At 59.0% G+C, this 25056-nt stretch carries 26 protein-coding genes and 1 pseudogene; 10 read left to right on the forward strand and 17 right to left on the reverse strand.

Going from position 1 to position 25056, the window contains the following annotated elements:
• Positions 1 to 31 precede the first annotated feature (31 nt).
• Complete coding sequence (locus MEB48_RS22715; RefSeq protein ID WP_237886121.1) at positions 32 to 754, forward strand: lysophospholipid acyltransferase family protein; 723 nt, start codon at positions 32 to 34, stop codon at positions 752 to 754.
• A 137-nt stretch (positions 755 to 891) separates the two neighbouring features.
• Positions 892 to 1863, forward strand: coding sequence for a magnesium and cobalt transport protein CorA (locus tag MEB48_RS22720; RefSeq protein ID WP_237886122.1), 972 nt, complete (start codon positions 892 to 894; stop codon positions 1861 to 1863).
• Between the two features lie 93 nt (positions 1864 to 1956).
• On the opposite strand, the gene MEB48_RS22725 is transcribed toward MEB48_RS22720, so the two are convergent.
• The 3 genes from MEB48_RS22725 to MEB48_RS22735 all read right to left on the reverse strand — a co-directional run bounded on the left by MEB48_RS22725 (position 1957) and on the right by MEB48_RS22735 (position 6175).
• Positions 1957 to 2691: an amidotransferase gene (locus MEB48_RS22725; protein WP_237886123.1), complete on the reverse strand. Its 735-nt coding sequence runs from the start codon at positions 2689 to 2691 to the stop codon at positions 1957 to 1959.
• A gap of 95 nt (positions 2692 to 2786) precedes the next feature.
• Complete coding sequence (locus MEB48_RS22730) at positions 2787 to 4931, reverse strand: 3-hydroxyacyl-CoA dehydrogenase NAD-binding domain-containing protein (RefSeq protein ID WP_237886124.1); 2145 nt, start codon at positions 4929 to 4931, stop codon at positions 2787 to 2789.
• A gap of 38 nt (positions 4932 to 4969) precedes the next feature.
• Positions 4970 to 6175: an acetyl-CoA C-acetyltransferase gene (locus MEB48_RS22735; RefSeq protein ID WP_237886125.1), complete on the reverse strand. Its 1206-nt coding sequence runs from the start codon at positions 6173 to 6175 to the stop codon at positions 4970 to 4972.
• Positions 6176 to 6814: 639 nt separating this feature from the next.
• On the opposite strand from MEB48_RS22735, the gene MEB48_RS22740 reads away from it, so the two are divergent.
• Positions 6815 to 7636: a c-type cytochrome gene (locus MEB48_RS22740; protein ID WP_237886126.1), complete on the forward strand. Its 822-nt coding sequence runs from the start codon at positions 6815 to 6817 to the stop codon at positions 7634 to 7636.
• 169 nt (positions 7637 to 7805) lie between these two features.
• Here the strand turns inward: MEB48_RS22740 and MEB48_RS22745 are convergent, their stop codons facing one another.
• The 9 genes from MEB48_RS22745 to MEB48_RS22785 form a co-directional block, all read right to left on the reverse strand.
• Positions 7806 to 8615 (reverse strand): transglutaminase family protein, encoded by an 810-nt coding sequence (locus MEB48_RS22745; RefSeq protein WP_237886127.1) that lies wholly within the window; start codon positions 8613 to 8615, stop codon positions 7806 to 7808.
• Positions 8612 to 9562 (reverse strand): alpha-E domain-containing protein, encoded by a 951-nt coding sequence (locus MEB48_RS22750; protein ID WP_095051902.1) that lies wholly within the window; start codon positions 9560 to 9562, stop codon positions 8612 to 8614. Before MEB48_RS22750 ends, MEB48_RS22745 begins: the two co-directional genes overlap by 4 nt.
• A 12-nt stretch (positions 9563 to 9574) precedes the next feature.
• Positions 9575 to 10984 carry a circularly permuted type 2 ATP-grasp protein gene (locus tag MEB48_RS22755; protein WP_030131628.1) on the reverse strand — a complete coding sequence of 470 codons (1410 nt, stop codon included), beginning with the start codon at positions 10982 to 10984 and terminating at the stop codon, positions 9575 to 9577.
• A gap of 356 nt (positions 10985 to 11340) precedes the next feature.
• On the reverse strand, positions 11341 to 11682 hold the full coding sequence (locus MEB48_RS22760; RefSeq protein ID WP_007902188.1) for a ribonuclease E inhibitor RraB: 342 nt from the start codon (positions 11680 to 11682) through the stop codon (positions 11341 to 11343).
• Positions 11683 to 11897: 215 nt separating this feature from the next.
• A complete protein-coding gene (locus MEB48_RS22765; protein WP_237886128.1) occupies positions 11898 to 12131 on the reverse strand; it encodes a hypothetical protein in 234 nt (77 codons plus the stop codon).
• Between the two features lie 235 nt (positions 12132 to 12366).
• The gene (locus MEB48_RS22770; protein WP_063342991.1) at positions 12367 to 12558 is read right to left on the reverse strand and encodes a PLDc N-terminal domain-containing protein; all 192 of its coding nucleotides are present in this window, start codon (positions 12556 to 12558) and stop codon (positions 12367 to 12369) included.
• 71 nt (positions 12559 to 12629) lie between these two features.
• Positions 12630 to 13160, reverse strand: coding sequence for a hypothetical protein (locus MEB48_RS22775; RefSeq protein ID WP_237886129.1), 531 nt, complete (start codon positions 13158 to 13160; stop codon positions 12630 to 12632).
• A 67-nt stretch (positions 13161 to 13227) separates the two neighbouring features.
• On the reverse strand, positions 13228 to 13746 hold the full coding sequence (locus MEB48_RS22780) for an ankyrin repeat domain-containing protein (RefSeq protein ID WP_237886130.1): 519 nt from the start codon (positions 13744 to 13746) through the stop codon (positions 13228 to 13230).
• Positions 13747 to 13842: 96 nt separating this feature from the next.
• A complete protein-coding gene (locus tag MEB48_RS22785) occupies positions 13843 to 15681 on the reverse strand; it encodes a long-chain-acyl-CoA synthetase (protein WP_237886131.1) in 1839 nt (612 codons plus the stop codon).
• Between the two features lie 355 nt (positions 15682 to 16036).
• Here MEB48_RS22785 and MEB48_RS22790 point away from each other — a divergent pair, with 355 nt between their 5' ends.
• A complete protein-coding gene (locus MEB48_RS22790; RefSeq protein WP_237886132.1) occupies positions 16037 to 16315 on the forward strand; it encodes a DUF3509 domain-containing protein in 279 nt (92 codons plus the stop codon).
• A 113-nt stretch (positions 16316 to 16428) separates the two neighbouring features.
• On the opposite strand, the pseudogene MEB48_RS29475 reads toward MEB48_RS22790, so the two are convergent.
• The 4 genes and pseudogenes from MEB48_RS29475 to aroC form a co-directional block, all read right to left on the reverse strand.
• Positions 16429 to 16527: pseudogene (locus MEB48_RS29475) on the reverse strand (acireductone synthase); the annotation flags it as partial.
• Positions 16528 to 16539: 12 nt separating this feature from the next.
• Positions 16540 to 17085: a 1,2-dihydroxy-3-keto-5-methylthiopentene dioxygenase gene (locus MEB48_RS22795; protein WP_237886133.1), complete on the reverse strand. Its 546-nt coding sequence runs from the start codon at positions 17083 to 17085 to the stop codon at positions 16540 to 16542.
• Positions 17086 to 17105: 20 nt separating this feature from the next.
• Complete coding sequence (locus tag MEB48_RS22800) at positions 17106 to 18278, reverse strand: MFS transporter (RefSeq protein WP_237886134.1); 1173 nt, start codon at positions 18276 to 18278, stop codon at positions 17106 to 17108.
• Positions 18279 to 18312: 34 nt separating this feature from the next.
• Entirely contained in the window at positions 18313 to 19404 is a 1092-nt protein-coding gene (gene aroC, locus MEB48_RS22805; RefSeq protein WP_030131637.1) for a chorismate synthase, read from the reverse strand.
• Positions 19405 to 19489: 85 nt separating this feature from the next.
• Between aroC and MEB48_RS22810 the strand changes: the two genes are divergently transcribed.
• A complete protein-coding gene (locus tag MEB48_RS22810) occupies positions 19490 to 20500 on the forward strand; it encodes an alpha/beta hydrolase (protein WP_237886135.1) in 1011 nt (336 codons plus the stop codon).
• Positions 20501 to 20599: 99 nt separating this feature from the next.
• Positions 20600 to 21391, forward strand: coding sequence for a hypothetical protein (locus MEB48_RS22815; protein WP_237886136.1), 792 nt, complete (start codon positions 20600 to 20602; stop codon positions 21389 to 21391).
• Positions 21392 to 21510: 119 nt separating this feature from the next.
• Here MEB48_RS22815 and prmB read toward each other — a convergent pair whose 3' ends face one another.
• A complete protein-coding gene (gene prmB, locus MEB48_RS22820) occupies positions 21511 to 22419 on the reverse strand; it encodes a 50S ribosomal protein L3 N(5)-glutamine methyltransferase (RefSeq protein ID WP_237886137.1) in 909 nt (302 codons plus the stop codon).
• A gap of 238 nt (positions 22420 to 22657) precedes the next feature.
• Between prmB and MEB48_RS22825 the strand changes: the two genes are divergently transcribed.
• From MEB48_RS22825 to folE, 4 genes are all read left to right on the forward strand, one after another.
• Positions 22658 to 23248 (forward strand): cysteine hydrolase family protein, encoded by a 591-nt coding sequence (locus MEB48_RS22825; RefSeq protein WP_008005646.1) that lies wholly within the window; start codon positions 22658 to 22660, stop codon positions 23246 to 23248.
• A 131-nt stretch (positions 23249 to 23379) separates the two neighbouring features.
• Entirely contained in the window at positions 23380 to 23700 is a 321-nt protein-coding gene (locus MEB48_RS22830; RefSeq protein WP_237886138.1) for a hypothetical protein, read from the forward strand.
• A gap of 75 nt (positions 23701 to 23775) precedes the next feature.
• A complete protein-coding gene (locus tag MEB48_RS22835; protein ID WP_237886139.1) occupies positions 23776 to 24333 on the forward strand; it encodes a Smr/MutS family protein in 558 nt (185 codons plus the stop codon).
• Between the two features lie 77 nt (positions 24334 to 24410).
• Positions 24411 to 24956: a GTP cyclohydrolase I FolE gene (gene folE, locus MEB48_RS22840; protein ID WP_205889605.1), complete on the forward strand. Its 546-nt coding sequence runs from the start codon at positions 24411 to 24413 to the stop codon at positions 24954 to 24956.
• Positions 24957 to 25056 lie beyond the last annotated feature (100 nt).

The raw sequence follows: 25056 nt of genomic DNA on the forward strand, positions 1-25056 counted from the left end.
GCGCCACCTTTTGTCCCGGTGGACCCTTTAAATGCTGTTTGTGTTTCGTATGTTATTGATGGGCTTGCACTTTATTCTGGCCGGGGTGCTTGGGGTGATTCTGGGTCTGTGCCGGCCGTTCAATCCGGACAACAGCCGTTTATGCGCGCGCCTGTATGCGTGGCCGGCGATGTGCATTTTGCGTTGGCGGGTGAAGGCCGACGTCGGGCCGTTGATGGAAAAGCCTGACAGCTGCGTGATCATTGCCAACCACCAGTCCAACTACGATCTGTTTGTGTTCGGCAACGTGGTGCCCCGTCGAACCGTGTGCATTGGCAAAAAGAGCTTGAAGTGGGTGCCGCTATTCGGGCAGTTGTTCTGGCTGGCCGGCAATGTGCTGATTGACCGCGGCAATGCGCACAAGGCACGCCAGTCGATGCTGACCACTACTCGCACCTTGCAGCATGAAGACACCTCGATCTGGGTCTTCCCCGAGGGCACCCGCAACTTGGGCGAAGAGCTGCTGCCGTTCAAGAAAGGTGCGTTCCAGATGGCGATTGCCGCGGGCGTGCCGATTGTTCCGGTGTGTGTCAGCAGTTACGTCAAACACATGCGATTGAACCGCTGGCGCAGTGGGAAAATTCTGATCCGTTCGCTGCCGGCGATTCCTACGGCTGGATTGAGTCTGGATGACTTGCCGATGCTGATCGCCCAGTGCCGCGAGCAGATGCGCGAGTGCATCGACTCGATGGATCGACAACTGCAAGCCGCCTGAATGAAACCCGCCCTGTGCGGGTTTTCTTTTGCCTGCGAACTCTACAGATTTTGCTGACTCTCAAGCAGTAGACAAGGTTAAGCTCAATCCTGCCTGGCACCGCCAGTCTTTACGCTAATAAGAAGTGAATCACCATCATGGGTAGAGTCGTTGCTGCTGCGGTTTACAGCGCCGGTAAGAAAGTCACCAATATCACCCTCGATGAAGGGGCCGCATGGGCTGCCAAGCCTGGTCACTTTGTGTGGATCGGCCTCGAAGAGCCGAACGCCGAAGAGTTGTTCAACCTGCAACGCCAGTTCAACCTGCATGAACTGGCCATCGAAGATGCGCTGGAAAAACACAGCCGACCGAAGCTGGAAACCTTCGGCGATGCACTGTTTATCGTCACGTATTCGCCGATCCGCAATGAAGGCAAACTGCAGTTCATCGAGACTCATATCTTTGCCGGCAAGGGGTACGTCATTACCGCACGCAATGGTCATTCGGCGTCCTACGCCTATGTCCGACAACGTTGTGAGGCGCGCCCGCTGTTATTGGAACATGGGGAAGATTTCGTACTCTATGCCATCCTCGACTTCGTAATTGAGAACTACCAGCCGATGGGCGAAGCGATCCATGCCGAGATCGATGAGCTGGAACGCAACGTCATGTTCGGCTCCTTGAACGAGCGCGACATTCAGAAACTCCACAGTCTGCGCCGTGATGTATTGCGCTTGCGCCGTTTTGCGGCACCGATGGTGGAGATCAGTGAGGAATTGCAGAACCTGACCTTTCCATTTATCGACAAGAACATGCGCCCGTACTTCCGCGATGTGCAGATTCACGTCAGGCGACAGATGGAAGACTTGACGACCCTGGCGGACATTGCCAGCCAGACCATCGAGGTCGGGGTGTTGCTGGAGGCGTCACGGCAGAGCGTGGTGCAGCGCAAGTTTGCGGCGTGGGCGGCGATTCTGGCGTTCCCGACGGCAGTGGCCGGGATTTACGGGATGAACTTTCAGAACATGCCGGAGTTGAGTTGGCATTACGGGTATTTCGGGGTGTTGGGGTTTATTGCTGTTGGGTGTGTCGGTTTGTGGGCGAGTTTCAAGCGTTCGGGGTGGTTGTAGTCAGGAACGAGGCGTCTGCACAATTCGCGGGCAAGCCTCGCGCCTACAGGATCACGCAATCCAATGTAGGAGCGAGGCTTGCCCGCGAAGCTTTTAAGGCTTAACCAGCTGCCCCTCAGGCTTGTGCGCCACAAACCGCATCATCCACTCTGCGACGGTAGTGCCGTGATGCTCGTGTTCAAGACTCGCCATACCTTTCGAATAAATCTGCTCGCCCAGCGCTTCCTTACGAAGATCCAACAATGCGCGTGAAAAATCGTGAATGAACTCCGGATGCCCCTGGAAGCACAGCACTTGATCGTTGATGTGGTACGCGGCGAACGGGCAGAAATCGCTCGAGGCGATGACCGTAGCATTTTCCGGCAGCGCGGTGACCTGATCCTGGTGGCTGATCAGCAGCGTCAGTTCCTCACTCACCGGGCTCATCCACGGCGCCTTGGCCGCAAGTTTGTAGCTATGGGTGCCGACGCCCCAACCCTGGGTCGCCCGCTCACTTTTGCCACCCAATAACAGCGCCAGCAATTGATGGCCAAAACACACACCCAGCAGTTTGTCGCCGCGCTCGTAGCGATTCAGCAGGTACGTCTTGAGGGTTTGAATCCACGGGTCGGTGCCGAAGGAATCGGCCTTGCTGCCGGTGACCAGATATGCATCGAAGGTCAGGTCATCGCTGGGATAATCGCCCTGCATCACGTTGTACACGGTGAACTCGGCAGCGATGGGCTGCTGCGAAAACAGACGCTGGAACATCTGCCCGTAACCCTGATATTGATCGACCAGTTCCGGACGCAGGATGTCGGTTTCCAGAATGCAGATGCGTAACGACATAAAAAATACCTGACACATGAAGGGAATAATGCACACCCCAGAGCCTGCCTCGAAACACGGTGGCAAGGCAAGCCCCGGAGCGCGTCATCGGTCCCTTAGAACAGCGCGTTTTTGGCCGCTTTCTCCAACAGCAGCGCAGGCGGTGTGAAGCGCTCGCCGTACTGCTCGGCCAGATACTGGGCGCGAGCGACGAAGTCTTGCACGCCGTATTGGTTGATGAACTGCAGTGCACCGCCGGTCCAGGCCGCGAAGCCGATGCCGAAGATCGAGCCAACGTTGGCATCCGCCGTCGAGGTCAGCACGCCCTCCTCCATACAGCGCACGGTTTCGATGGCTTGTACGAACAGCAGTCGATCACGTATGTCCTTCGGCGAAATCTGCCCATCGGCTTTCTCGAAACGGCTTTTCAGCTCTGACCACAAATGCTTCTGCTCTGTGGCCGGATAATCGTAGAAACCACCCCCAGCGGCCTTGCCCGGACGCTTGTATTCCTTGAGCAGCAAGTCAATCACGGCGAACGCCGGGTGCTCCATCAGGGTTTTCCCTTCTGCTCGCAAGTCTTTGGCGGTTTGCTCGCGGATATGGCTCATGAGGCTGAGGGAAACTTCGTCGGAGATCGCCAGAGGCCCGACGGGCATGCCGGCCTTGCGCGCTTCGGTCTCGATCATCGGCGCGCTCACACCTTCGCCGAGCATGGCAATGCCTTCGTTGGTGAAGGTGCCGAACACCCGCGAGGTAAAGAAGCCGCGACTGTCGTTGACCACAATCGGAGTTTTCTTGATTTGCAGTACGAAATCGAAACCACGAGCCAGGGTTTCATCGCTGGTATGGGCACCTTTGATGATTTCCACCAGCGGCATTTTCTCCACGGGACTGAAGAAATGCAGGCCGATGAATTTTGTCTGGTCCGGCACGGCGGTGGCCAGGCCGCTGATTGGCAAGGTCGAGGTGTTGGAGGCGATGACCGCGTCCGGGCCGGCGACTGTTTGCGCGGCTGATGAGACCTTGGCCTTCAGTTCGCGATCTTCAAACACCGCTTCAATGATCAGATCGCAACCGGCCAGATCCGCATCGCTTTCGGTGGTACGGATCCGCGCCAGAATCGCCTCGCGCTGCTCCTGGCTCAGATGACCGCGTGCAACCTTCTTGTCCAGCAACGCCGCCGAGTGGGCCTTGCCCTTCTCTGCCGCGGCGAGGTTGATGTCTTTGAGCACCACGTCGATGCCGGCCGATGCACTGACAAACGCGATGCCCGCGCCCATCATCCCGGCGCCGAGCACGCCGACTTTCTTCGTCACATACGGCGCTATGCCTTGGGGGCGCGAGCCGCCGGCATTGATCTCATTGAGCTGAAACCAGAACGTGCCAATGAGATTTTTCGCCACTTGGCCGGTGGTCAGTTCGGTGAAGTAACGGGTTTCGATCAGGTGCGCCGTATCGAAATCCACCTGAGCGCCTTCCACCGCAGCACAGAGGATTTTCTCCGGCGCGGGCAGGCAGCCCTGGGTTTTGCTGCGCAGAATCGACGGCGTAATCGCCAACATCTGCGCGACTTTCGGATCTGACGGCGTGCCGCCAGGGATCTGATAACCCTTCACATCCCAGCGCTGCACAGCGACCGGATGAGCGACAATCCACGCCCGCGCCTTGGCCATCAGCTCATCGCGATCGGCTGCCAACTCGTCGATCAATCGCGCCTGCAACGCCTGTTGCGGACGGATTTTCTTGCCTTCAAGCAGATACGGCAGGGCTTTTTCAATGCCCAGCATGCGGACCATCCGCACTACCCCGCCGCCGCCCGGCAACAGGCCGAGAGTGACTTCCGGCAGGCCAAGCAGCACCGACGGATTGTCCAGCGCCAGGCGGTGATGGCAGGCCAGGCAGATTTCCCAACCGCCGCCGAGTGCCGCGCCATTAATGGCGGCGACCACCGGTTTGCCGAGAGTCTCCAGGGTGCGCAGTTGGCCCTTGAGTGTCAGCACCATGTCGTAAAAGGCTTTGGCTTCGGGTTCGCCGACCTTGATCAGTTCATTGAGGTCGCCGCCGGCGAAGAAGGTCTTCTTGGCCGAGGTGATGATCACGCCGGCAATGGCGTCCTTGTCGGCGACCAGTCGGGCGACGCAGGTGGCCATGGCGTCGCGGTAGACCGCGTTCATGGTGTTGGCACTCTGGCCCGGCATGTCGATGGTCAGGACGACGATCTGGTCCTGACCCTTTTCGTAACGGATGGCTTGGGTCATGGCAATTTTCCTTGCGTCGGATTTTCTTAAAGTCAGGCTCAGAGGCGTTCGATGATGGTGGCAATGCCCATGCCGCCGCCGACACACAATGTCGCCAGGCCATAGCGCAGGCGCCGGGCTTCCAGTTCATCGAGCAGCGTGCCGAGAATCGCGCAGCCAGTGGCGCCGAGCGGGTGACCCATGGCGATGGAACCGCCGTTGACGTTGACCTTATCGGGGTCTATGGCCATGTCCTTGATGAACTTGAGCACGACCGAGGCGAACGCTTCGTTGACTTCAAACAGATCGATGTCTTCAACCCGCAGCCCGGCCTTGGCCAGCGCCTTGCGGGTGGCCGGCGCGGGGCCGGTGAGCATGATGGTCGGGTCGGTGCTGGTGACCGCCGTGGCGACGATTCGCGCTCGCGGCTGCAAGCCCAGCGCCCGCCCCTTCGCTTCGGAGCCGATCAGCATCAGCGCCGCACCATCGACGATCCCGGAACTGTTGCCCGGCGTGTGCACGTGGTTGATCCGCTCGACTTGGCTGTAAACCCGTAAGGCCGTGGCGTCGAAGCCCATTTGCCCGATCATTTCGAAACTCGGCTTGAGTTTTCCCAGGCCTTCTATCGTCGATTCGGCGCGAATGAACTCATCGTGATCGAGCAGGATGATGCCGTTCTGGTCCTGCACCGGCACCAGCGACTTGTTGAACGAACCATTCGCCCGTGCCCGCGCCGCCTTCTGCTGGGAGTGCAACGCGAAGGCATCGACGTCCTGACGGCTGAAGCCTTCAATCGTGGCAATCAGGTCGGCACCCACGCCTTGGGGCGTGAAGTGGTTGTGAAAATTGGTTTCCGGGTCCAGTGCCCAAGCGCCGCCGTCGCTGCCCATGGGCACGCGGGACATCGACTCGACACCACCGACCACCACCAGGTCTTCGAACCCGGAACGTATTTTCATCGCCCCGAGGTTCACCGCTTCCAGCCCCGACGCGCAAAAGCGATTGAGCTGCATGCCGGCCACGCTGACGTCCCAATCGGCCACTTGCGTGGCGGTCTTGGCGATGTCCGAACCCTGATCGCCGATGGGCGTCACGCAACCGAGCACCACATCATCGACCTGACTGGTGTCCAGGGACGTACGCTGCTGCAGCGCCGTCAGCAGCCCGGCCACCAGGTTCACTGGCTTGACGCTGTGCAAGGCGCCATTGGCCTTACCTTTGCCACGGGGCGTGCGTAACGCGTCGAATATCAAAGCTTGGGTCATGACGTCCTCGAACCTGATGGTGATGAAGATCAAAAGATCGCAGCCTTCGGCAGCTCTCCTGCAGGAGTCCGTGTGACCCTGATCTTTATGCACTCACCTTATGCCGAGCAGCCATGGATTCAATGACCACAGTGCTCATTGGCGTTGACGGTCACGCTCAGACGAACGGTAGTCTGCTATCAGATAAATCGATTCACGTCACCAAGCTGTCTAGCCAACGGGCGCCCAAGAAGCTGGCCATAAGCCTCATGCCTTTTTAGAAGCAATAAGCGGATAACACATACGAAATGGATCTAAGCCAACCGTGACGCGGGCCCTAAGGTAAACCTTGTACGAAGTTGTCGTCGGGTTTTGCCGAGGCACTCGTTCTACAAGGAAGTGCAACGCTCTGTCGTCATGGAGATAGGCAGGCAGGCATCAGGAAATAACAAAAAAGGCGGTCAAGCCATGTTCAAGCATTCGAAAGTTCGTCAAGCCGGGCTCATTCTATTCGCCACTACACTGTTGTTGATTTTGCCGAACCTGACCAAGGTGATTGGCTGATCGAGCTTCAGGGTTTTCATTACGCCTGATAAAAATGTGATTTGCTCGCTACCCGGGTCAGCGTGGCTGTGCCAACCTTTGCGGCACTTCCACGACATGGACGGCGATCACTTGAAAGCACTCATTCTGTTTTGGGCCTTGCTGCTCAGCACGCCTCTGTCTGCCGCACAGCTGAATCTTGAGCTGGGCGCGAGCCCTCGCACCTGGCAGACCGAGCAATTGCTCAAGCATCCTCAGGTTCAGACCATCACCATCACTGACGATGTTTCCTATAAACGGGACATGAACTATCGCGCCGTGCCGTTGGCGGCGTTGTTGACGGGCATCAAGCCCGACGATCATCTGCAAGCCGTTGCCCTAGATGGTTTTGCCGCCGAACTGGCTGCCGCGCCGCTGCTCAATACCCAAGGCGCGCGGGCCTGGCTGGCGATTGAAGACCCGGCCCAGCCGTGGCCGCCGCTGTCAGAGGGCAAGCACAGTGCGGGGCCGTTTTATCTGGTCTGGACCGATCCGCAGGCAGGCAACATCAGCCCTGAGCAATGGCCGTTCGAAGTGGCCAGCATCAAGCGCATGGCCCCGGTGGCCGAGCGCTTCCCTGCCCTGCTGCCCGATCCTGCGCTGAAGGCGGACGATCCGGTGAACAAGGGCTTTGCGCTGTTTCAGAAGAACTGCCTGGCGTGCCATCGACTCAATGGGGCGGGAGATGCGCAGTTCGGGCCGGATCTGAATATTCCGTTCAACCCGACCGAGTATTTCGGCGCGGATTTCCTCAAGCGCTACATTCGTGATCCGCAGAGCTTGCGCCAGTGGCCGCAGGCGAAGATGCCGGCGTTCGCAACGACGGTGTTGCCGGAGGGGGATCTGGAGTTGTTGGTAGGGTATTTGAAGCATATGGCGGGACGCAAAGTGAAGCCATAGTCAGTGATCGTTCCCACGCGCAGCAAAGGAATGCAGCCCGTGACTCTCTGCGTCACATCCAAAGCCGAACGCGGAGCGTCCGTGGAGCGTCCGTGGAGCGTCCGTGGAGCGTCCGTGGAGCGTCCGTGGAGGCATTCCCACGCAGAGCGTGGGAACGATCGGTGGTAGGTTACTGCTGTTGGACGGAGATCATCGGCGCTGGCGTCGGCGCAACAAACACCTTCGCATGCATCTGCTCGCCCCCGCCGCCACGGCGCATGCCGCGCACCGGGCAGGCGTCGAGATAATCCAGGCCCACGGCCAGTTTCAGGTGACGCTCCGGGCGGGCCAGTTCGTTGGTTACGTCGAAGCTGTACCAGGCGCCATCCAGCCAGGCTTCAGCCCAGGCATGACTGGCCAGGTGTTCGCTGTTCTCGCTGTACAAATATCCCGACACATAACGCGAGGGAATGCCCAGGCTGCGGGCGCAGGCGAGGAACGCATGGGTGTGGTCCTGGCAGACCCCGGAACGCCCGGCGAAGGCTTGAGCGGCGCTGGTGTCCACTTCGGTGGCGCCCGGTGTGTAGGTCATGTGCTGGTTCAGGCCATGCATCAAATCGATCAGTGCCGTGCGATCCCGGCGTTGTTTGCACGACTTCTGAGCAAACGCGCGCAGGGCTTCGTCGGCTTCGGTCAGGCGCGTGAAGCGCAGGAACGGCAGCGCCGACTGGCTTTCATGCTCGGCTTCGCGCAGTTCGTCGATGTCCACCTGCCCTCGGGCGCCGATAATGATTGCCTCGTGGGGTTCGTCCAGGGTCAGCACATGCAGAATGTTGCCGAACGGATCGAGCTGCGCACGCACCGGGCGTGGCAGATCGAGCTGCCAGCTGAGCACGTGTTGGCGCTCGCTGTCATGGGGGGTCAGTCGCAGGTACTGGATGCTCGCCCGCACCTGATCTTCGTAGTGATAGGTGGTCTCGTGGCTAATGGAAAGTCTCATGCAGCCTCCAGGTAGGAACTGTGTATGGCGTTGCCCAACTGGCGCACCAGCGGGATGAACTCGGTCAGCCAGGCATGCAGGCCTTCGTCGAGAATTTCGTTGATACCGGTGTAGCGCAGGCGTGCGTCCATTTCCGCGGCCAGGCGTTGCGCGGGACGGCCGTTGGCCCCCGGCAATTGGGCGAGGATCTGGTCGATTTCTTCGGTGCAGGCCCGCAGGGATCGCGGCACGTCGGCGCGCAGCAGCAACAACTCGGCCACATGCCGGGCGCCAGGGGCGTCGCGGTAGATCTCGGTGTAGGCCTCGAACGACGATAAGGCTCGCAGCAAGGCGCTCCACTGGTAATACGCGTGGGCCGTGCCGTCGCTGACTGCTTCGGCCTGATCGCCGGCCATTTCGTAACGGGCGTCGAGCAGGCGCAAAGTGTTGTCAGCCCTTTCGATAAAGGTACCCAGACGAATGAAGCGGAACGCGTCGTTACGCATGATCGTGCCGTAGGACGCGCCGCGGAACAGGTGGGAACGTTCCTTGATCCACTCACAGAAACGGCTCATGCCGTAGCGACTCAAGCCCTGCTCGGCAATCCCGCGAATTTCCAGCCAGGTAGCGTTGATGTTTTCCCACATATCGGCGGTGATTCGCCCACGCACCGCATGGGCGCTGACTCGCGCGGCACCGAGGCAGCTGTAGATGCTCGCCGGATTGGCCGCATCCAAAGCGAAGAAATGCAGCAGCCGTTCGGCATGCAGATCGCCGTGGCGCTCCAGGTAATCGTCGAGGGTGCCGGTGATCAGCAACGGCATGGCGAGTTCGTGCAAGCCATCGCCACGACCGTCCTGGGGCATGAGTGACAGCGAATAACTGATGTCGAGCATCCGTGCGAGGTTTTCCGCCCGCTCCAGGTAACGCGACATCCAATACAGATCCGAGGCAGTTCTACTTAACATGGCAGGCTTCCTTCAATCCTCGACCACCCAAGTGTCCTTGGTTCCGCCGCCCTGGGAGGAATTGACCACCAGGGAGCCTTCACGCAAGGCGACACGGGTCAAACCGCCGGGCACAACCCGGGTTTCGCGGCCAGACAATACAAACGGGCGCAGGTCGATATGGCGTGGAGCGATGCCGTTTTCGACAAAGGTCGGACAGGTTGACAAAGACAACGTCGGTTGGGCGATGTACGCGTGGGGCTTGGCTTTGATCCGCTCGCGGAACGATTCGATTTCCGCCGCCGTCGCCGCCGGCCCCACCAGCATTCCGTAACCGCCGGAACCCTGGGTTTCCTTGACCACCAGTTCTGGAAGATTGGCCAGCACGTGGGACAGTTCCGAGGGATTACGACACTGCCATGTCGGCACGTTCTTCAGGATCGGCTCTTCATCCAGGTAGAAACGAATCATGTCCGTGACGAAGGGGTACACCGACTTGTCGTCCGCGACCCCGGTGCCGATGGCATTCGCCAGCACCACGTTGCCGGAGCGGTAGGACGACAGCAGCCCTGGTACGCCGAGCATCGAATCCGGATTGAATGCCAGCGGATCGAGGAAGGCATCGTCGAGGCGCCGGTAGATCACGTCGACGGCTTTCGGCCCGTCCGTGGTGCGCATGAACACCTTGTCATCGCGCACGAACAGGTCCGCGCCTTCCACCAGTTCAACGCCCATTTCCCGGGCCAGAAACGCATGCTCGAAAAACGCGCTGTTGAAGCGCCCCGGCGTCAGCACCACCACACTCGGGTTGTCGAGCGGACTGGAGCTTTTCAAGGTGTCGAGCAACAGATTCGGATAGTGGTCGATCGGTGCGATGCGCTGAGCCGAGAACAACTCGGGGAACAGGCGCATCATCATTTTGCGATCCTCGAGCATGTAGCTCACGCCGCTGGGTGTACGCAGGTTGTCTTCGAGCACGTAATACGTACCGTCGCCATCACGCACCAGGTCGACGCCGGAAATGTGCGAATAGATATCGCGGTGCAGATCCAGCCCTTGCATCGCCAACTGGTATTGCTCGTTGGCCAGCACTTGCTCGGCCGGGATGATGCCGGCCTTGATGATGCGCTGCTCGTGATAGAGGTCTGCAAGGAACATGTTCAATGCCTTGACCCGTTGAATACAGCCGCGCTCGACGACCCGCCATTCACTGGCGGGAATACTGCGGGGAATGGTGTCGAAGGGAATCAGGCGCTCTGTCCCCTGCTCATCTCCGTAGAGCGTGAAGGTAATCCCGGCACGATGAAATAACAGATCGGCCTCGCGTCGCCGTTGTGCCAAAAGCTCGTCAGGCGTTTCGGCCAGCCAACGGGCAAACTCCCGATAATGCGGGCGGACCTGGCCGCCGGCATCGTACATCTCATCAAAATAGGTGCGGATCATGCCGTACTCCTTGTCACCCGGACATCCAGGCCTTCGCAAGGCCCGTGCCATCGGCATAAACGCTTTGATATCAATCAGTTGGATATAGGCGCTGGACGTACCGCACCAATCCTGTGCGGTAAATACCCCAACCTGATCGCCCCCGCTTCATGGCGAAGCAATGCTGTCGCCTAGTAGCAGCATAGCCTGTAGGAGCCGGCTTGCTGGCGAAGGGTCCCTAAGTCATGTGTTGCTCTCGGCGCCGCTTTCGCTGGCAAGCCAGCTCCTACCGGTCCGTATTCAATTTCACATCTTCACAAACGAAAACGGCCAACCCAAAGGTCAGCCGTTATTGAGTATTGTCGCCGTTCATAAGGTTATGCGAGTAACCCTCGTACCTCCTGCTTGACGCCCCATCCTTCGATGATGCCGCCCAAAGGCTCGACCACCGCCTCGAAGTCCTGCTCAAAGTCGCCAATCCCGTCGTAGGTGGCGTACATCACTTTGCTCAGTTCCAGATGCCATGCGCCGTCGTCGCGCACGCTGATCTGGGCATTCAAGGATTCACCACAGAAATGACCTGCCGCCCTGCGCGCCCGCTCCTCGTCCGGGAAAATGGCGTAGAACTCGATGGGATGGAATCGTGAAAAGTCGAAACCGCCTTCTTTCATGCGGCGCAGCACGCTGCTGCTGATGTCTTCTTGATAGGCTGTGCTCATGAAACGTCCCCCTCAGACTGATGGATAGACTTTCCGTATTCCCTGCACTTTCAACCGATTGGTGAGAGCGATACGGCAACAGAGGTTGCCGACGGGAAGCAAGCATGTAGCTGACAAGACCAGACCTTAGCGAGTCATTCGCTGATCTCGCTTGCAGAGTAGCCTCTAGATAGAGCTGCTGCCAAGGCCTGGGTGTGAATGTGACGAGAGGTGTATCAGACTGGAGTAATACTGATGATTTCAATGCTGTTCTGGGATTTCAGACTTTTGACGGTCGGATCATCGGTACGCCCCTCCAGATCATTGAGATCCAGTTCGGCAGCGACCGGCAGGCGCCGGGCGCGAATGAGTTTGGCGGCTTGCTCGCTGTTCGGGCATTCCTCGGACTCGAAGAGTTCGTCCACTGTTTCACCGTGATCATCCACGAAAGTGATTTTCCACTTTTGCATCGGTGCCTCCTCGATAAAACCCATGGATGGGCTTACAAGTATCTGGACTTTTGCCCTGAGTGATCGTTCAAACGGATTACCGCGCGCTGGCATGAAAAAACACAGAAACCTGTGTAGGAGCGAAGCTTGCTCGCGAAAGCGGTGTATTAGTCAATTCACATGTCGACTGATACACCGCTTTCGCGAGCAAGCTTCGCTCCTACAGGGGTTATGCGTTCATTTTAGTAGGATGCAGTCAGATCCGCACATTGCCTCGCGGCCCGGCGATGGCCCAGATGATCAGACCCAGGACCGGCAGCAGGAGGATCAATAGCACCCAGATGATTTTCATCCCGGTCTCGGCGCCACTTTTAAGCACATTGATGATGGCCCAGATATCCAGGGCAAGAACAATCAGGCCAACCAGGCTGTTGAACGTGGAACCCATGGTGACGCTCCCGAAGAGTGGTATGCACTCTTAGGATAGTCGGGCCTTGCAAGGATTCATTTTTATTACCGTCAGACGTGGATTGCCACTTTCAGGGCTTCCAGGGAGGGCGCGGCGGCGATGCCGACTTCCGCGCACAACTCCAGCACCCGTGGCACGTCATTACCGTACACCAGCACTACTTGCAGTTCGTCGTCGAGCAACTGGCTGAAGTTCATCAGTGTGTAACCGCCATTGTCCTTGTTCATGCTGCTCATCTGCACTTGGATGCGGTTAAGCGCCGTCAGGGCTTCGGTTTTGGCCAGCTGCTTGGGTTTGATGTTGAAATCGACACCAGGACCGAACGAAGCGACGATCTGCGCAAACAGGTCCATGTAGGTGTCGGCCTGGAACAGTACGGTTTCCGGCAAGCTGCCGACGACCACCCACTCGCCCAACGGGATCGGGAAGGTGTCGTCGTAGTTGATGTCCGGATTGGCCGCCAGAAAAGCCTCTGGATCGGCGTAGGCCTGAGCCGCTTCGTCAGCGACTTTCAGGATTTCGTCCTCGCTCATGCACCCGGAGCTGATTTTGCTGATGAGTTCGACGAGTGCGGCTTTCATTAGGTGGATCCTGTAGCGAGGGAGATTTGAGGGCGCAAAGGATAGCGCATTACATACAGATTTGAGATCAGGCCAGGATTTTCTGCAGCTGAGCGGTGGTGTCCGCCGCGCCCATGGTTTTGGCCGCGTCCAGCGCGGATACACCGTTGGCATCCTTGGCTTTCGGATCGGCGCCTTTGCTGATCAGGTAGTCGATGATTTCGACACGGTTGAACATCGCCGCCATCATCAGCGCAGTGCGACCGTCGAAGGACGAACCTTCCACTTGCGCGCCCCCCTCAACCAACGCCTTGACCACCGCCAGATCACCCTTGAACGCCGCGCCGGCAATCGGGCTCTGGCCGTTGTCGTTGCGGATTTCAGGATCGGCCTTGTGCTCAAGCAGGACTTTTACCGTCTCGACATGGCCGTGATACGCCGCGAGCATCAACAAGGTATCGCCCTTGTGGTTGCGCAGGTTCGGCGGCAGGCCCTTGGTCAGCAACGCAGCCATCATGGCCGCATCGCCCTCGCGCGCTTTGTTGAACACCTGTTCGGCAAATTCAGAAGCCTCTTCGGGGGTCATCTGGCGGCTTTTGTCTGACATTGGGGACTCCACATTCGGTCAATCGGAAAGCCGATAGTTTCCCGAGCAGTCCTGCACCTGTCACTTGTTTTTTCTCATGGAGGGCCATAGCCAGATTCAATAGCGGTGCTTGCCGCCGTGAATATCCGCCAGCACCTGCTCGGTGACTTGCACGTAAGTCTGGGTCCCTGGTAACCAGGCGTAGATCGGGTCATCGCCGGTTTTGTTCGGGTCGAAAGCTTCGTCCTTGAGTCGGGTCTTCTGGTATTTGAAGGTTCCGGTGGTCTCCATTTTCACCTTTACCCGCAGAAAAAGTGGCACCGCATAGGCAGGCATTTGCTGCCTGGCGAACGCCAGTAATTCGCTGAAATCCAGGGTCGCCAGGGATTCAGCCGGCGTGATTGCCGCCATCCCGGCACGTCCATTGGTGTTGTGGATTTCCACGCCATAGGCCACGGCTTCGGCGATCTGCGGGTGTTGCAGAAGGATGTTCTCGACCTCGGTGGTCGAGACATTTTCGCCCTTCCAGCGGTAGGTATCGCCCAAGCGATCGACGAATTGCGCGTGGCCAAAACCGATGTTGCGCAGCAAGTCGCCGGTATTGAAGTAACGGTCACCCTTCTTGAATACGTTGTGGAGCACGACTTTTGCGGTCTTTTGCGGATCGGTATAGCCGTCCAGCGGCGCCTTGTCGTCGATCCTCGCCAACAGCAAACCCTGCTCGCCTTTGGCCACTTTGCGCATGAAGCCCTTGGCATCACGGGTGGGGGCGCCGCTGTCGTGGTCGTACGCCACCAGTTCCCAGGACATCAGGGAAAAACCGATGGTGTTGTCAAAATTGAGGATGTTGGTGAAGCCGATATTGCCATCGCTGGCGGCGTACAGCTCGCAGATATGGTCAACGGCAAAACGCGTCTTGAACTCGCTCCACGCGCCAGGACGCAGACCATTGCCGATCATCTTTGTCACGTTGTGTCGACTGTCGTCCGGGCTGCGCGGTTGATCCACCAGGTAGCGGCACAATTCGCCGACGTAACCGAGGGTGGTCGCCCGGTACTTGCGCACGTCGCTCCAGAACTGGCTGGCGCTGAACTTGCGGCGGATGGCAAACCCCGACGCCCCGCTGATTGCCGAGCCCCAGCACACGCAGAGGCCGGTGGCGTGGTACAGCGGCAAGGTGCAATAGATGACGTCCTGCGGCTGCATGTCCAGGGCAATCCGCCCGAAACTGGCGGAGCTGCGCATCCAGCGGCCGTGCTTGAACACCCCGGCCTTGGGCAACCCGGTGGTGCCCGAGGTGTAAATATAGAAACAAGGATCGTCGAGAAAAACCTGCTGGCTGCTGACAGGATTATCGCCGCACGCTTCGGCGCTGACCGTCATCAGGTTAATGAAACCATCGGGCGAATTGCCCGGATGGCGACAAGTGTCTTGATCGGCGACAAACCAGGTGCGCGCCGTATCGATAGACACCCGCTCGCGGACCGCATTAAAGGCTGGAACCAGCTCTTCTCCCACCACGATCGCTACAGCCGCCACCAGATTCAAACTGTGAGCCAGGGTGTCGCGGGTCTGGGAGGTATTGAGCAAGGCGCTGATTGCGCCGACCTTGGCCACTGCCAATATCGTCACCAACAGTTCCACGCGGTTCTCGATAAAGATCGCCACCACATCGCCCTTGCCGATGCCTTGGGCGATCAGGTGATGGGCGATGCGGTTGGCCCATTGGTTGACCTGTGCATAAGTGAGTGCTACCTCGCCTTGCAGCAAGGCTGGGCCATCCGGATTGCGCAATGTCGCCTGCTCGAAGCTCCAGCCGAGGCCACATGGCTGGGTTGGGTCCTTGACGTTGGCGGCTTTCATGCCCTTCACCACGCGGGGAATGGCTTTGGCAATGGAAGGCAGTTTGCGGAGCATCATGCCCCAGGTAATCGTGTCGTTCAGCGTCCGGCTCATGGTTGCTCCCGTTCGATCTTTTTATTGTCGGGTGGCGTTGATTGAGGCCGAAAATACGTCAGCGGTTCTTGAGCTGTACACGCGGTTTTTGCAATGTTTTGTATCCGCGACTGGAGCGTTCGAACCGGAGATCGAAAAGCGGAACCCTGGCGTTGTGATTGGTTCCATCGAATCGATGCCGACCACGCAAAATGCAGGATGCACGATGGCCATTCATGCAGATTGCACGAAAGCATAAAGGTACTTAATTTATAACTTATTGATTTATATGTATTTTTAAAGAATCAGGTGCTGGCACAATCACTGCAACTACCTCTCCATGTTGCCCTTCAAGCACACAACGGAGCTGATAGACATGAACCTGATCCAGGAAAAATTTTCGTCGCTATTCTCCAACTTCGAAGTGACCACCCAGCCACGGCCTGACGGCGGCATTCTGCTGACCCTGCGCAGCACGGACGGCAAAGTCTTCAAACGTTCGATTTCCTATCAGCAATTGCATGCCGGCGATCAGCTGTCGTGGGCGATCAGCGCGATTCGCCGTGACGTTGCCGAACAGGCCAGCGAACTGCCGCAGATCTCCATGCTGCAAAGCCAGCAACGGTTCGCCTTGCCGACTTATCACTCGATGTAAGTCGTTACAACGCAATCCCTGTAGGAGCCGAGCTTGCTCGCGAAGGCGGTGTACCAGGCGACATTAATGTTGACTGACCCGCCGCCTTCGCGAACAAGCTCGGCTCCTACAGGTTATGTGTGGTTACAGGGCATCCGCGCAAAGCTGTCGACGGTCACATGCCCTGCCCGTTCCGCGCCCTCACGGGCGGCCGTGCGTGCCGCGTCCAGTTGATCGGTATCGACTCAGTCCTCGAGACGCGGGAAGCGGCTGGCAATGTCATCGCCGGTGAAATTGGCTGCCCAGCCTTCCGGATTGTTGAACAGGCGGATTGCGACGAAATGCGGGTTTTCACCCATGTCGAACCAATGCTTTGTGCCGGCTGGCACTGAGATCAGATCGTTTTTCTCGCAGAGCACGGCGTAGACATAATCGCCGATGTGCAAGGTGAACAAGCCACGGCCGGCGACGAAAAATCGTACTTCGTCTTCACCATGGCAGTGCTCATCAAGGAACTTGGCACGCCACTCGGCTTTTTGCGGGTGATCGCTGTTCAAGCTGATCACATCCACAGTGACGTAACCGCGCTCGGTCATCAGCTTATCGATTTGCTCCTGATACGCGGCGATTACTTCTTCCTGGCTGGCGCCCGGCTGGATTTTCGCCGCGGCTTGCCAACGGTCAAAGCGCACGCCCTGTTCGGCCAGGGTCGAGGCGATGTCTTCGAGGTGGGTCAATACCTTGTTCGGCAGGTCAGGGCTGCTGACGTGGTAAACGGACAGGCTGCTCATCAGGGCAACTCCTTAACGGTTCATGCTTTATGATTCGGGCAAGGCTCATGGCCTCTGTCCTCTTGCATACGCGTGGCAATGATAACGGCAGCGGCGAAGGCTGCGAGACTGGCAATACTAAAGGTCCATGTGGCACCGAGGGCATTCCAGCTATAGCCGGAATACAGCGCGCCCAGTGCACCGCCAGTGCCGGCCAGCGCGGCATACAACGCTTGGCCCTGCCCTTGCTGACGCGCACCGAAGCTACGTTGCACGAAGTGGATGGCAGCCGCATGAAAGCTGCCGAAGGTGGCGGCGTGCAGCACTTGTGCGAACAGCAGCACCCAGAGGAATTCGGCAAACGAACCGAGCAACAACCAACGCAAAGCCGCCAGCAGGAAACTCGCCAGCAGCACCCGGCGCACCGAGAAACGCGCAAGGATTTTGCTCATGACCAGAAACACCAGGACTTCGGCGACCACGCCGACCGCCCAGAGCATGCCGATCAGCCCGCGACTGTAACCGAGTCGCTCAAGGTGCAGGGTCAGAAAGGTGTAATACGGCCCGTGACTCATCTGCATCAGCGCCACGCAACCGTAGAACGCCAATACCCCGGGGTTGCGCAATTGCTGAAGGAATCCCTCCCCCGCCAACCGTTCACTCTGAATCGGTTGCGCGTTAGGCACCCATAAACTGCTGACAACGATCCCGGCCATGATCAGCACCAACGCCAGCGGATAGATGTCGAGGCTGAGCCATTCGAACAATCTGCCGAGCGCGACCACGGTGATGATGAAACCGATGGAACCCCACAGGCGAATCTGGCTGTAGCGAGACGTTTGGCCGTTCAAATGCGCCAGGGTGATGACTTCGAACTGCGGCAACACTGCATGCCAGAAGAACGCGTGCAAGGCCATGACCATCGCCAGCCACGCGTAGCTTTTGCTGACGAAAATCAGTGAGAAAGTCAGTAGCGTACAGACCGCGCCGAATCGCACGATAGCCAGCCGTCGCCCGGTATAGTCACCGAGCCAGCCCCAGATGTTCGGCGCCACGCAGCGCATCAGCATCGGGATCGCCACCAGTTCGCCAATGCGCGCACTGGAAAAGCCCAGATGATCGAAGTACAGCGCCAGAAACGGCGCTGTCGAACCGAGCAAGGCGAAATAGAACAGATAGAAACTGGAGAGCCGCCAGTACGGGAGCGCCGCCACGGTCGTCAAACCGCAGCGGCTGTGAAGTCAGCCATTAAAGCTGACCCAGAACCGGAGTGCTCACACGCACATCGACATTCTGCCCACGGTGACGCAGCAGGTGATCCATCAACACGATGGCCATCATCGCTTCGGCAATCGGCGTGGCGCGGATACCGACGCACGGGTCGTGACGGCCCTTGGTGACGACCTCAACCGGGTTGCCATGGATGTCGATGGAACGGCCCGGCGTGGTGATGCTCGAGGTTGGCTTGAGTGCCAGGTGTGCAACGATCGGCTGACCGGACGAGATGCCACCCAGAATGCCGCCGGCGTTGTTGCTGAGGAAACCTTCCGGGGTCATTTCATCACGGTGTTCGGTGCCACGCTGGGCGATGCTGGCAAAACCGGCACCGATTTCCACGCCTTTGACCGCGTTGATGCTCATCAGCGCGTGGGCCAGTTCTGCATCGAGGCGGTCGAAGATCGGCTCGCCAAGGCCCGGCATCACGCCTTCGGCGACCACGGTAATCTTCGCGCCGACCGAATCCTGGTCGCGACGCAACTGGTCCATATAGGCTTCCAGCTCCGGCACTTTGTCCGGGTCGGGGCTGAAGAAGGCGTTTTCTTCCACCGAATCCCAGGTCTTGAACGGAATTTCGATCGGGCCGAGCTGGCTCATGTAGCCGCGAATGACGATGCCCTGAGTGGCCAGGTACTTTTTCGCAATCGCCCCTGCCGCCACGCGCATGGCGGTTTCACGGGCCGAACTGCGACCGCCGCCGCGGTAATCGCGCTCGCCATATTTGTGGTGGTAGGTGTAGTCGGCGTGGGCCGGGCGGAACAGATCCTTGATCGCCGAATAGTCCTTGGACTTCTGGTCGGTGTTGCGGATCAACAGGCCGATGGCGCAACCGGTGGTGCGACCTTCGAACACACCGCTGAGGATTTCGACTTCGTCGGCTTCCTGGCGCTGGGTGGTGTGGCGGCTGGTGCCGGGCTTGCGGCGATCCAGGTCGCGCTGCAGATCCTCAAGGGAAATCTCCAGGCCCGGCGGGCAGCCATCGACAATGGCGACCAACGCCGGACCATGGCTTTCGCCCGCGGTGGTGACAGTGAACAGCTTGCCGTAGGTATTGCCGGACATGCGGGACGCTCCGTGAAATCGAAACTAAAATACGTAATGCGCGCCAGTATACGCAGGCTACCCGACTAGTTCATCCTCGAACCTTATGGGTGCCCGCGAGTCCAACCGGCACCTTGTGAATGATGGCGTGATGATGCTGCGAGTTCTAGCCTTGAGCCTTACCCTGTTTACCGGCCTGCTCCCCTATGTGGCCCAGGCCACTGTCCTGCAACGCCCGATCAGTCTGGACACGGGGAGCGGCGAGCTTTTCGGCTCGCTGTTGCTGCCCAAGTCCGACACGCCTGTGCCGGTTGTACTGATCATTTCCGGCTCCGGTCCTACGGATCGTGACGGAAACAACCCCGACGGCGGACGCAACGACAGCCTCAAACGGCTGGCCTGGGTGCTGGCCAAACACAACATCGCCAGTGTGCGCTACGACAAGCGCGGCGTGGCGGCGAGCCTGGCTGCGACTCCGGACGAACGCAATTTGTCGGTGGAGGCCTATGTGGCCGACGCAGAAGCCTGGGGCCACAAGCTCAAAACCGATCCGCGCTTTGGCAAGCTGATTTTGCTGGGCCACAGCGAAGGTGCGTTGATCGCCAGTCTGGCGGCGCCGAGCGTCGATGCCGGGGCGGTGATTTCCCTGTCTGGCAGCGCCCGGCCGATCGATCAGGTGCTGCGCCAGCAGTTGAGCAATCGCCTGCCGCCTGCGTTGATGCTGCGCAGCAATGAACTGCTCGACAGTCTCAAGGCCGGCCACACCGACGACAACGTGCCAGCGCAATTGCAGGTAATTTTCCGCCCCAGCGTACAGCCGTATCTGATTTCGCTGTTTCGCCAGGATCCCGCCGCCGCTTTCGCCAAACTGAAAATGCCGGCGCTGATCATCCAGGGCAGCAACGACATTCAGGTCGGCGTGGATGACGCCCAGGCGCTCAAGACTGCCAAACCGGACGCCGAACTGGCGCTGATCGAAGGCATGAACCACGTGATGCGCATCGTGCCCAACGACGTGAAGCGGCAATTGGCCTCCTATAAGGATCCACAATTACCGCTGGCAGCGGAACTCGGCGCGCGAATCATCGGGTTTATTGACGGACTTCGCTCCCGTTAACCCTCCCTAGCCCTCCAGTCCTGAAAAAAACGGCCGATAAGCCTTTGTCGCCAGCGCACTGGCTGGCGGCAAGCAGGGCTTGGACAGGATCTCGCCGTTATGACTGATACCCAGACTTCACCCGACACCACCGCTGAAAAAGACGCACCGCCAGCGGTCGAGCTGCCGTGGGCGGACGTCCACGTCGAGCACCACAAAATGCTCCGCCTGGCGCCGCTGCAAACCGATCGCAACACGGGCGGGCGGCCATTGCGCTTTGTCGAATTCGGTTACGCCGAACGCACTGGCAAAGAACGCAGCCTGCTGCGCATGGCCATCAAACTGCCGGGCCAGCGCGTGCGCAAAGAACAGAATCATCTGGACGTGTGGGTCGACCACACAACCAAACGCGTGCATTTCGGGCCGGAAAGCGGTTTGCAGATCGAGCCGATGAACCGCGGCATCGGGCGCTATATGTCGGCTCAGGGCGTCACGTGGGCGAAAAAGAGATGGCCCGCCTACACCATCGACGGCACTGATCTGAACAATAAGGATGCGCTGAACGAAGACACTCGCCTGCGCCGCGATCACTTTCTGCGGGTGCACGGTTTTGACGTGGTTTACGCCGATGCCCAGCATTTGAAGGGCAGCGTTAAAGAGGTGCAGGTCGGTGATTTGCTCGGCGACTGGAACAGCGAAAAGCTGCAGCAGGTGGAAATCCTCGAAGCCGCGCAGATGCTCCAGCAAGCCGAGCAAAACCTGGCTGAGCAAGAAGTCAAACTGAAGAAGCACGAAGAAAAGGTCAGCAAGTACAAACGCGAAGACGCCGGGCTGCGTTTTACCATTACCTGTCTGGTGGCGTTTGCGGTGTTTCAGGCGGGGTTATTGATCTGGATTGCTACGCAGAGGTGATTGATCGTTCCCATGCTCCGCGTGGGAACGCCTCTACGGACGCTCTGCGTTCGGCTCTTGGGACGCGGAGCGTCCCCGGCTGCATTCCCACGCAGAGCGTGGGAACGATCATCGCGGGGTTAAATGCGAGAAGCGAACAACGCCTGATGATCGCGGCACTGCTCCGCTGTCAGCATGAACACCCCATGCCCACCGCGCTCGAACTCCAGCCAGGCGAAGTCGACTTCCGGGTATAGCGCCTCGACGTGAACCTGACTATTACCCACCTCGACAATCAACAAACCCTTCTCGGTCAGATGATCCGCCGCTTCGGCGAGCATGCGGCGCACCAGGTTCAGACCATCGTCGCCACAGGCCAGGCCCAGCTCCGGTTCGTGCTGATACTCGTCCGGCATGTCGGCGAAATCTTCCGCATCGACGTAAGGCGGGTTCGACACGATCAGGTCGAAACGTTGCCCCGGCAAACCATCGAAACCATCGCCCTGAACGGTGTACACCCGCTCGTCGACACCATGACGTTCGATGTTCTGATTGGCCACTTCCAGCGCTTCGAACGACAGGTCGGCCAGCACCACTTCGGCATTCTGGAACTCGTAAGCACAGGCGATGCCGATGCAACCGGAACCGGTGCACAGGTCGAGAATGCGCGCAGGTTCGGCGCCCAGCCACGGTTCAAAACGCTTTTCGATCAGCTCGCCAATCGGCGAACGCGGGATCAGCACGCGCTCGTCGACAATGAACGACATGCCACAGAACCAGGCTTCGCCCAGCAGATAAGCGGTCGGAATGCGCTCTTCGATGCGGCGTTTGAGCAAGCGTTGCAGATTGACCAGTTCGTCGTCTTCCAGACGGCAATCCAGATAGCTGTCGGCGATTTCCCACGGCAAGTGCAGCGCACCCAACACCAGTTGACGGGCTTCGTCCCAGGCGTTGTCGGTCCCATGGCCGAAAAACAGATCCTCCCCATGGAAGCGGCTGACGGCCCAACGGATATGGTCACGCAGGGTGCGAAGTCGGGAAGTGATCACGGGGCAAACTCCAGAAAAAACGACTGACGATTCTAACAGCCAAAAGGCGCGGCGACGACGCAGGAAAAACACGGGATCAGATGTAGGACTCTTCTATTTTTTCAGCAAGCTATTGAACAGAACGAGTATCTTGACAAGGCTGCGAGCCAACAACGGCGATGCCTACGATGGTAGCGATTCACAGAAGCGCTCCGCCAGAGGACAATGTCGCAAAAGCCCCACCCGAAGGAGCCCCAGAATGTCCGTTCCAAAAACGATGTTTCAACTCAGCGGCCGTGGTTATGCAGCGGCCAACCTGGGTCATGCGACCCTTGTCATCATCGATGCCCAGAAAGAATACCTCAGCGGCCCCTTGGCACTGAGCGGCATGGATGCTGCCGTCGCGAACATCAAGCAACTGGTGGCCGCTGCCCGTGCAGCCGGTCGGCCGATCGTGCACGTACGCCACCTCGGCACCGTCGGTGGGCTGTTCGATCCGCAAGGCGAGCGTGGCGAGTTCATCCCGGGGCTTGAGCCACAAGGCGACGAAACCATCATCGGCAAATTGCTGCCGAGCGCGTTTCACGGCACCGAACTGCTAGAGCGCCTGCAGAATCTCGGCTCGCTGGACCTTATCGTCTGCGGCTTCATGAGCCATTCCAGCGTCAGCACTACCGTACGCGCCGCGAAGAACCTGGGCTTTCGTTGCACATTGGTTGAAGACGCCTGCGCGACTCGCGACCTGCCCTACAAGGGTGGCGTGCTGAGCGCCGAGCACGTTCAGCACACCGAGATGGCGATCATGGCGGACAATTTCGCCACCCTCGCCCAGACCCGCGAACTGATCTGATCGACCTTCGATGAGCGGTCCATGCCGCCGCTCATCCGCAAAAGCCTCTCATTTGCTGTAATTGCCCTAGCCTCAGGAACATCCCGGTCAACTCCCGGTCGAAGGGCCGATACCCATTGAGGAAGGTCGGAATGAAGTTATCCGATGGTTTTGATGCACGCCGCTTGCGGCCCAAAGGCCAAAGAAACTGGCGTTTTCGCTTCGGCGCAGCATTCGCTGCCTTGCTGGCGACGTGCGGTGTGTTGCTGGCGATGGCCGGCGCGGCCAGCCTGCTGGGGAAGCCTCCGGCGCTGGGCGAATTGAATGCCAGCCCGCTGGGCTCGGCGATCATCCTGGCCGTGGGCCTGTTCGTGCTGTACATCGGCGTGTGGCTATGGCGTCGCTGCCGTCGCCGCTCGCGCCAGTCGCGGGAACTGAATATGTCGCCGCACCTGATGAAAAAACACGACTAAGCCCAAAGCCGGACGTTTTGTCGCGCCCCATTCGTCTCGACTTGGGTAAACTGGCCGCCCTTCGCGGAGGCTGACATGCAAGACGACGATTTTTCCCTGTTCAAAAGCGCGATCCAAGGCGTCAAGCCGATCAAGCACGATCGCGCTGAAACCGGCAAACCCAAGGCCGACCGCGCGCAAATCGCCAAGCTGCGCCAGGCCGCCACTGTGCGCACCGATGCCACCACCGTTGACGGTCTGTCCGATCAGTTCGTCATTGATGTCGGCCCCGAAGACGAACTGATGTGGGCCCGCGACGGCGTCCAGGAAAGCCAGATGCGCAAGCTCAAGATCGGACAGATTCCGTTCGAAGGCGGCCTCGATCTGCACGGCATGAGCGTGGAAAAGGCCCGTGAAACCCTGTGGGCCTTTCTGGCCGAAGCGACCAAATTCGAAATCCGCTGCGTACGTGTCACCCATGGCAAAGCGGTACGCCTGGATGGCAAGCGGCCGATGATCAAGAGTCACGTCAACACGTGGCTACGTCAGCATTCACAGGTGCTCGGCTTCACCTCGTGCCAGCCGAAACATGGCGGCGCCGGAGCGGTTTATGTGATGCTCAAACGCACCATGATGGAAGGTCGCGATGAGTGATGCCGTCGCTTCACGCTTGCAGCGCCGTGTCCGTCACCGTACCCTTGCCCTTTGCGTAAAATCCCACAGGTAGTTTCATGTCCCTGGAACAGAATTACACCGAGATTCTCGGCCAATTGGGCGAGGACGCCTCCCGCGAGGGCCTGCTCGACACGCCAAAACGTGCCGCCAAAGCCATGCAGTACCTCTGCCGCGGTTATGAACAGACACTGGAAGAGGTCACCAACGGTGCCTTGTTCAGCTCCGACAACAGCGAGATGGTGCTGGTCAAGGACATCGAGCTCTACTCGTTGTGCGAGCATCACATGCTGCCGTTCATCGGCAAGGCCCACGTTGCCTATATCCCGAGCGGCAAGGTTCTGGGGCTGTCGAAAGTCGCGCGTATCGTTGATATGTACGCCCGCCGCCTGCAGATCCAGGAAAACCTCAGCCGCCAGATCGCCGATGCGGTCCAGGAAGTCACCGGCGCCCTGGGCGTTGCGGTGGTGATCGAGGCCAAGCACATGTGCATGATGATGCGCGGTGTGGAGAAACAGAATTCGACGATGATCACCTCGGTGATGCTCGGCGAGTTCCGTGAAAACGCGGCTACCCGCAGCGAGTTTCTCAGCCTGATCAAGTAACTCTCAGCACGAAGAAAACCGGCATTGATCGCCGGTTTTTTTTCGCCCGTGAAAAATCAGGTAAGCTGCGCGCCTTCTGTTTGCTCCTGTGAGGCTTGTA

The organism is Pseudomonas sp. PGPR40, from assembly GCF_022014505.1.
In the GTDB taxonomy this organism is placed as follows: Bacteria; Pseudomonadota; Gammaproteobacteria; order Pseudomonadales; family Pseudomonadaceae; genus Aquipseudomonas.